Annotated in this window: 7 protein-coding genes; all 7 read left to right on the top strand. The window is 69.4% G+C overall.

The annotated features are described in order from the left end of the window. On the top strand, nucleotides 1–435 hold a 435-nt coding region (locus ACZ5SK_RS48230), incomplete at its 5' end, for an NADH-quinone oxidoreductase subunit B (protein WP_468578087.1). Then, nucleotides 432–1,232: an NADH-quinone oxidoreductase subunit C gene (locus ACZ5SK_RS48225; RefSeq protein ID WP_468578085.1), complete on the top strand. Its 801-nt coding sequence runs from the start codon at nucleotides 432–434 to the stop codon at nucleotides 1,230–1,232. The genes ACZ5SK_RS48230 and ACZ5SK_RS48225, both read left to right, overlap by 4 nt. Then, nucleotides 1,229–2,551, top strand: coding sequence for an NADH-quinone oxidoreductase subunit D (locus tag ACZ5SK_RS48220; protein WP_334577894.1), 1,323 nt, complete (start codon nucleotides 1,229–1,231; stop codon nucleotides 2,549–2,551). Before ACZ5SK_RS48225 ends, ACZ5SK_RS48220 begins: the two co-directional genes overlap by 4 nt. Then, a complete protein-coding gene (gene nuoE / locus ACZ5SK_RS48215) occupies nucleotides 2,548–3,420 on the top strand; it encodes an NADH-quinone oxidoreductase subunit NuoE (protein ID WP_079660503.1) in 873 nt (290 codons plus the stop codon). The genes ACZ5SK_RS48220 and nuoE overlap by 4 nt, the downstream gene beginning before the upstream one ends. Next, nucleotides 3,417–4,769, top strand: coding sequence for an NADH-quinone oxidoreductase subunit NuoF (gene nuoF, locus ACZ5SK_RS48210; RefSeq protein ID WP_468578084.1), 1,353 nt, complete (start codon nucleotides 3,417–3,419; stop codon nucleotides 4,767–4,769). The genes nuoE and nuoF overlap by 4 nt, the downstream gene beginning before the upstream one ends. Then, nucleotides 4,766–7,267 (top strand): NADH-quinone oxidoreductase subunit G, encoded by a 2,502-nt coding sequence (locus tag ACZ5SK_RS48205; RefSeq protein ID WP_334577892.1) that lies wholly within the window; start codon nucleotides 4,766–4,768, stop codon nucleotides 7,265–7,267. The genes nuoF and ACZ5SK_RS48205 overlap by 4 nt, the downstream gene beginning before the upstream one ends. Continuing rightward, nucleotides 7,264–8,585, top strand: a 1,322-nt coding sequence (gene nuoH / locus ACZ5SK_RS48200) for an NADH-quinone oxidoreductase subunit NuoH (RefSeq protein ID WP_468578082.1), incomplete at its 3' end; no start/stop codon positions are given. The genes ACZ5SK_RS48205 and nuoH, both read left to right, overlap by 4 nt.

The following is an 8,585-nucleotide window of genomic DNA, read 5'->3' as shown; positions in this document are numbered from 1 at the left end:
GAGATGATGACCACCGGCGCAGGCCGCTACGACCTGGCGCGCTTCGGTATGGAGGTCTTCCGAGGTTCGCCCCGCCAGGCGGACCTGATGATCGTCGCGGGCCGGGTCAGCCAGAAGATGGCGCCGGTGCTCCGGCAGGTCTACGACCAGATGCCCAACCCGAAATGGGTCATCTCCATGGGGGTGTGCGCCTCCTCGGGCGGCATGTTCAACAACTACGCGATCGTCCAGGGCGTCGACCACATCGTCCCCGTCGACATCTACCTCCCGGGCTGCCCGCCGCGCCCCGAGATGCTGATGGACGCGATCCTCAAGCTCCACCACAAGATCCAGAACTCCAAGCTGGGCGTGAACGCCGAGGAGGCGGCCCGCGAGGCGGAGGAAGCGGCCCTCAAGGCCCTGCCCACGATCGAGATGAAGGGGCTGCTGCGGTGAGCGACGCGAACGGCACCCATGGCGCGAGCGGCTCCTCGGACGGGGTGAACGGCTCGAACGGCGTGAACGGCTCGAACGGGGTCAACCCCGAGAAGGATCTCTCCGCCTCCAACCTCCCCGGCCAGCGCGGCCGGGGCGGCGAGGAGATCCGCGTCCAGCGCGGCATGTTCGGAGCCGACAACGGCGGCGACACCTCCGGCTACGGCGGCCTGGTCCGCTCGATCCGGCTCCCGGGAGCGGCGAGCCGGCCCTACGGCGGCTGGTTCGACGAGGTCGCCGACGAACTCGAGGGCGCACTGGAGGAGCAGGGCCTCCTCCCCGAGAACGCGATCGAGAAGACGATCGTCGACCGCGACGAGCTCACCTTCCACATCGAGCGCGAGCATCTGCTGCGTGTCGCTCGCACCCTGCGCGACGACCCCGCCCTGCGTTTCGAGCTCTGCACCGGCGTCAGCGCCGTGCACTACCCGAACGACAAGGGCCGCGAGCTGCACGCCGTCTACCACCTGCGCTCGATCACCCACAATCGGCTGATCCGCCTGGAGGTCAGCGCCCCGGACGCCGACCCGCACATCCCGTCCCTGGTCTCCGTGTATCCGACCAACGACTGGCACGAGCGGGAGACCTACGACTTCTTCGGGATCGTCTTCGACGGTCACCCGGCCCTGACGCGGATCATGATGCCGGACGACTGGCAGGGCCACCCGCAGCGCAAGGACTACCCCCTCGGCGGCATCCCCGTCGAGTACAAGGGCGCCCAGATCCCGGCTCCGGACCAGCGGAGGTCGTACTCGTGAGCACACAGTCAGCAGCCGCCCGGGAAACCACCGAGGGCACCGTATATACGGTCACCGGTGGCGACTGGGACGAGGTCGTCCAGTCCGCGGCCCGCGCCGACGACGAGCGCATCGTCGTCAACATGGGGCCGCAGCACCCGTCCACCCACGGGGTGCTCCGCCTCATCCTGGAGATCGAGGGCGAGACGGTCACCGAGGCCCGCTGCGGCATCGGCTACCTCCACACCGGCATCGAGAAGAACCTCGAGTACCGCACGTGGACGCAGGGCACCACGTTCGTGACGCGCATGGATTACCTGACGTCCTTCTTCAATGAGACCGCCTACTGTCTCGCCGTCGAGAAGCTCCTCGGCATCGAGGACCAGATCACCGAGCGAGCCAAGATCATCCGGGTGCTCCTGATGGAGCTGAACCGGATGTCCTCCCATCTGGTGTGCATCGCCACCGGCGGCATGGAGCTCGGCGCCACCACGATCATGATCTACGGATTCCGTGATCGTGAAATGATTCTCGACATCTACGAGCTCATCACGGGCCTTCGGATGAACCACGCGTACATCCGCCCCGGCGGACTCGCTCAGGACCTGCCGCCCGGCGCGGTGGACCAGATCCGCGAGTTCGTGAAGAAGATGAAGAAGAACCTCCCCGAGTACGACAAGCTCGCCACCGGGAACCCCATCTTCAAGGCCCGTATGCAGGACGTCGGCTATCTCGACCTGGCCGGCTGCATGGCCCTCGGCGCCACCGGCCCGATCCTGCGCTCCACCGGCCTCCCGCACGACCTGCGCAAGGCGCAGCCGTACTGCGACTACGAGACGTACGACTTCGACGTCCCGACCGCCGACTCCTGCGACTCCTACGGCCGCTTCCTCATCCGCCTGGAGGAGATGCGCCAGTCGCTCAGGATCGTCGAGCAGTGCCTGGACCGGCTGCAGCCCGGCCCGGTCATGGTCGCCGACCGGAAGATCGCCTGGCCCGCGCAGCTCGCCCTGGGCCCCGACGGTCTCGGCAACTCCCTCGACCACATCAAGAAGATCATGGGCACCTCGATGGAGGCCCTGATCCACCACTTCAAGCTGGTCACCGAGGGTTTCCGCGTCCCGCCGGGACAGGCGTACGCGGCGGTCGAGTCACCCAAGGGCGAACTCGGGGTCCACGCCGTCTCCGACGGAGGCACCCGCCCCTACCGGGTCCACTTCCGGGATCCGTCCTTCACCAACCTGCAGGCCATGGCGGCGATGTGCGAAGGCGGCCAGGTCGCCGACGTCATCGTCGCCGTCGCGTCCATCGACCCCGTGATGGGAGGCGTCGACCGGTGACCACCTCTTCTTCCGAGCAGGGCGTCAGCCTGGGCATGCCCGAACTGCCCGCGCCCGCCTACCCGGACGACGTCCGAGCCCGGCTGGAGGCGGACGCGCGCGAGATCATCGCCCGCTACCCCGACTCCCGGTCCGCGCTCCTGCCGTTGCTGCACCTCGTGCAGGCGGAGGAGGGTCACGTCACACGCACCGGGATGCGGTTCTGCGCGGACGTGCTGGGCCTGACCACGGCCGAGGTCACCGCGGTCGCCACCTTCTACACCATGTACCGGCGCCGCCCCAGCGGCGACTATCAGCTGGGCGTCTGCACCAACACGCTGTGCGCGGTGATGGGCGGCGACGCGATCTTCGAGGAGCTCCAGGAGTACCTGGGTGTCGGCAACGGTGAGACCACCGACGACGGAAAGATCACTCTGGAGCACATCGAGTGCAATGCGGCCTGCGACTTCGCGCCGGTCGTGATGGTCAACTGGGAGTTCTTCGACAACCAGACCGTACAGAGCGCCAAGCGCCTGGTGGACGACCTGAGGACCGGACGCACGGTCTCGCCGACGCGCGGTGCGCCGCTGTGCACCTTCAAGGAGACCGCCCGGATCCTGGCGGGCTTCCCCGACGAGCGGGACGGCGCTGTCGAGGCGAGCGGCAGTGCGGGACCGGCGTCGCTGGTGGGTCTTCGCCTGGCAAGGGGAGAGACCGCACCCGCGCGCGTGGTCCACCCGCGGGACGGCGGGCCGCACGACGAACCGCAGGACCGGGCGGTGCACGAGCCGTCGCCCACCGAGCACCTGAGTTCGCACGACGCGCCGCAGGACACGTCGGCCTCCGACCCAGCCCACCCGGCAGGGCCTACCGCCGAGGAGGGGGAGTGATGACCTTGGCACCCGAACTGAAAGGCAGCAGCCCCGAGAAGCTGCTCGCACCCGTGCTGTCGTCCTTCTGGGACGACGACAGGTCCTGGAGTCTGGACGTCTACCGAAGGCACGAGGGATACGAGGGCCTGCGCAAGGCGCTCGCCATGTCGCCGGACGACCTCATCGCGTACGTCAAGGACTCCGGTCTGCGTGGGCGGGGCGGCGCGGGATTCCCGACGGGTATGAAATGGCAGTTCATTCCCCAGGGGGATGGAAAGCCGCACTATCTAGTTGTCAACGCCGACGAATCGGAGCCCGGGACCTGCAAGGACATCCCGCTCCTCTTCGCGAACCCGCACAGCCTCATCGAGGGCATAGTGATCGCGTGTTATGCCATCAGGTCGTCTCATGCCTTCATCTATCTGCGTGGTGAAGTCGTCCCTGTGCTGCGGCGGTTGCACGAGGCCGTGCGCGAGGCCTACGCGGCGGGCTACCTCGGCGAGAACATCCTGGGCAGCGGACTCGACCTCGAACTCACCGTCCACGCCGGCGCCGGCGCGTACATCTGCGGTGAGGAGACCGCGCTGCTCGACTCGCTCGAAGGCCGCCGTGGTCAACCGCGGCTCCGTCCCCCCTTTCCTGCGGTCGCGGGCCTCTATGCGTGCCCGACTGTGGTGAATAACGTCGAGTCGATCGCGTCAGTTCCCGCCATCCTGCAAAAAGGCAAGGAATGGTTCAGGTCGATGGGAAGCGAGAAGTCCCCCGGCTTCACGCTCTACTCGCTCAGCGGCCATGTCGCCAGCCCCGGCCAGTACGAGGCCCCGCTCGGCATCACCCTGCGCCAACTCCTCGAGATGAGCGGCGGCATGCGACCCGGGCACCGGCTCAAGTTCTGGACGCCGGGCGGCTCCTCGACGCCGATGTTCACCGACGAGCACCTCGACGTCCCTCTTGACTACGAAGGGGTGGGCGCCGCGGGTTCCATGCTCGGCACAAAAGCGCTGCAGTGCTTCGACGAGACGACCTGCGTCGTGCGCGCCGTGACCCGCTGGACCGAGTTCTACGCCCACGAGTCCTGCGGAAAGTGCACCCCGTGCCGCGAAGGCACGTACTGGCTCGTGCAGTTGCTGCGGGACATCGAGGCCGGCAAGGGCGCCCTGTCCGATCTCGACAAGCTGGGCGACATCGCCGACAACATCAACGGCAAGTCCTTCTGCGCCCTCGGCGACGGCGCCGCCTCGCCGATCTTCTCCTCTCTGAAGTACTTCCGCGAGGAGTACGAGGAGCACATCACGGGCCGCGGCTGCCCCTTCGACCCCGCCAGGTCGACGGCCTGGGCGGACCAGCACACGGAGGTGAACGCATGACGGTGACCACCAGCGCTCCCTCCGGGGGCGGCGAGGCCGCGGTCCCGCCGGAAGATCTCGTGACGTTGACGATCGACGGCGCCGAGATCAGCGTGCCCAAGGGCACCCTGGTCATCCGGGCCGCCGAACAACTCGGCATCGAGATCCCCCGCTTCTGCGACCATCCTCTCCTCGACCCGGCCGGCGCCTGCCGGCAGTGCATCGTCGAGGTCGAGGGCCAGCGCAAGCCCATGGCGTCCTGCACGATCACGTGCACGGACGGCATGGTCGTGAAGACTCACCTCACGTCACCCGTGGCCGAGAAGGCGCAGCACGGAGTGATGGAGCTGCTCCTCATCAACCACCCGCTGGACTGCCCGGTCTGCGACAAGGGCGGCGAGTGCCCCCTGCAGAACCAGGCCATGTCACACGGCCAGGCGGAGTCCCGCTTCGAGGGCCGCAAGCGGACCTACGAGAAGCCGGTCCCGATCTCCACGCAGGTGCTGCTCGACCGTGAGCGGTGCGTGCTGTGCGCCCGCTGCACCCGGTTCTCCAACCAGGTGGCGGGCGACCCGATGATCGAGCTCATCGAGCGCGGCGCGCTGCAGCAGGTGGGGACCGGGGAGGGCGACCCCTTCGAGTCGTACTTCTCCGGCAACACCATCCAGATCTGTCCGGTCGGCGCGCTGACCTCTGCGGCGTACCGATTCCGCTCCCGGCCCTTCGACCTGGTCTCCTCGCCCTCGGTCTGCGAGCACTGCTCCGGCGGCTGCGCCACGCGCACCGACCACCGGCGCGGCAAGGTCATGCGGCGCCTGGCCGCCAACGACCCCGAGGTCAACGAGGAGTGGATCTGCGACAAGGGGCGGTTCGCGTTCCGGTACGCGCAAGCGCGGGACCGGCTCGAAACGCCTCTGGTGCGCAACGCCGAGGGGGACCTCGTACCGGCTTCCTGGCCGGAGGCCCTGCAGATCGCGGCTCAGGGTCTGCTGGCGTCGCGCGGCAGGACCGGCGTCCTGACCGGCGGTCGGCTCACCATCGAGGACGCCTACGCGTACAGCAAGTTCGCGCGCGTGGCGCTCGACACCAACGACATCGACTTCCGCGCGCGCGTGCACAGCGGCGAGGAGGCCGACTTCCTGGCCGCCCGCGTCGCCGGCCGCGGCCGTGACCTCGACGGTACGGGGGTCACGTACACCTCCCTGGAGAAGGCGCCCGCCGTCCTGCTCGTCGGGTTCGAGTCGGAGGAGGAGGCGCCCGGCGTCTTCCTGCGGCTGCGCAAGGCCTGGCGGGGTCACGGGCAGCGGGTGTTCTCGCTGGCCACGCACGCCACCCGGGGACTGGAGAAGGCGGGCGGCACGCTGCTGCCGGCCGCTCCGGGCACCGAGACGGAGTGGCTGGACGCGCTGGCGAGCGGCGTCGGCCTGGAGGCCGGGGGCGCCAAGGCCGCCGAGGCGCTGCGGGCCGACGGCGCGGTGATCGTCGTCGGAGAGCGGCTGGCCCGTGTGGCCGGCGGTCTCACCGCCGCCGTGCGGGCCTCCTCGGCCACCGGCGCCCGGTTGGCGTGGATTCCGCGCCGGGCGGGCGAGCGGGGCGCGATCGAGGCGGGTGCGCTGCCGTCGCTGCTGCCGGGCGGTCGTCCGGCCACCGACCCACGCGCGCGTGAGGAGGTCGCCGCGGCCTGGGGGCTGGCCGAACTCCCGCACCGCTATGGCCGGGACACCGGGCAGATCGTCGAGGCCGCCGCGTCCGGGGAGCTTCAGGCGCTGCTCGTCGCGGGCGTCGAGGTCGCGGACCTGCCCGACCCGGCACGCGCGCGTGAGGCGCTGGCCGAAGCCGGCTTCGTGGTGTCGCTGGAACTGCGGCCCGGCGAGGTCACCGAGCATGCCGACGTCGTCCTGCCGGTGGCCGCGGTCGCCGAGAAGGCGGGCGCCTTCCTCAACTGGGAGGGCCGGGTCCGCTTCTTCGAGGCCGCCCTGAAGCCCGACCAGATGACCCGCCGCCTCGCGCCCGGCGACGCGCGCGTGCTGCAGATGATCGCCGACGCCATGGACGTCCACCTCGGCCTGCCGGACCTGCGCACCGCGCGCGCGGAGCTCGACCGGCTCGGCGCCTGGGACGGCCCCCGGGCCACCGAACCCCTGGAAGCCGCGGCGCAGTTGCCGCGGCCCGCCGCCGGGGAGGCCGTTCTGGCCGGGCACCGCCTGCTGCTTGACCAGGGTGTCCTCCAGCAGGGCGACGAAGCGCTCGCCGGGACCCGGCACGCCGCACGCGCGCGTGTGTCGCCCGCCACGGCCGCCGAGGCGGGCGTCAAGGACGGCGACGTCCTCGCCGTGACCGGACCCGCCGGCGTGGTCGAACTTCCGCTGCAGATCACCGAGATGCCCGACCGTGTGGTCTGGCTCCCGCTGAACTCCACCGGCCGGGGCGTCGCCTCCGACGCCGGGGCCACGCCCGGCTCCCTCGTCCGTATCGGCCCGGCGACGCCCGCCGACGCCCCCAAGGAGGTGGAGGCATGAGCCCGTACCTGGCCGCTGAAGACCTCTCGATGTTCGGCCGAGACCCCTGGTGGCTGGTCGTCGTCAAGGCGATCTTCTGCTTCGCCTTCCTGATGGTGACCGTGCTGTTCTCCATCGTCTGGGAGCGCAAGGTCGTCGCCTGGATGCAGCTGCGCATCGGTCCCAACCGGCATGGCCCCTGGGGCATGCTCCAGTCCCTCGCCGACGGCATCAAGCTGATGCTGAAGGAAGACGTCATCGTCAAACGCGCGGACAAGGTGGTGTACGTCCTCGCGCCGATCGTCGCGGCCGTCCCGGCCTTCATGGCGATCGCGGTGATCCCCTTCGGGCCGGCCGACAACGAGATCTCGATCTTCGGCCAGCGCACCACGATGCAGCTGACCGACCTGCCGATCGCGATGCTCTACATCCTCGCGGTCGCCTCCGTCGGCATCTACGGCATCGTCCTGGCGGGCTGGAGCTCCGGCTCCACCTACCCGCTGCTGGGCGGCCTGCGGTCCTGCGCGCAGATGATCTCCTACGAGATCGCCATGGGCGCCGCGTTCGCCTCGGTGTTCCTCTACTCGGGGTCGATGTCGACGTCGACGATCGTCGAGCAGCAGCAGGACCGCTGGTACATCCTCCTGCTGCCGGTGTCGTTCATCCTCTACATCGTCACGATGGTCGGCGAGACCAACCGCGCCCCCTTCGACATGCCGGAGTCCGAGGGCGACCTGGTCGGCGGTTTCAACACCGAGTACTCGTCGATCAAGTTCGCGCTGTTCATGCTCGCCGAGTACGTGAACATGGTGACCGTCTCGGCCGTGTCGACCACGCTCTTCCTGGGCGGCTGGCGGGCGCCCTGGCCGGTCAGCGGTTTCTGGGAGGGCGCGAACCACGGCTGGTGGCCGATGCTCTGGTTCGTCGTCAAGGTGCAGCTGCTGCTGTTCTTCTTCATCTGGCTGCGCGGCACGCTGCCCCGCGTGCGCTACGACCAGTTGATGAAGCTGGGCTGGAAGGTCCTGATCCCGGTCTCGGTGACGTGGCTGATGCTCGTCGCGACGGTACGGACGCTGCGCAACGAGAACTACGGCTTCGCCGACATCTTCCTCTACGTCGCCGGCGGCGTCCTGGTCCTGCTGTTGCTCTCCTTCGTCGTGGACATGTTCCGCAAGGGGGGGACGGAGGCGCAGGTCCCGGCCGAGCCCGCCGGCTTCGACCCGATGGCGGGCGGATTCCCCGTCCCGCCGCTGCCCGGACAGGAGCTGCCGCCGGTGCCCAGGCGCGGTCCGCGAAGGGAGCGGGAGCTCATTGTCAGTGGTGGGGTGGACACTGTGAG

Source organism: Streptomyces sp. NPDC031474 (assembly GCF_055581185.1).
The sequence above is the reverse complement of the archived record's forward strand: the minus strand, read 5'-3'. Positions and strand labels throughout refer to the sequence as shown.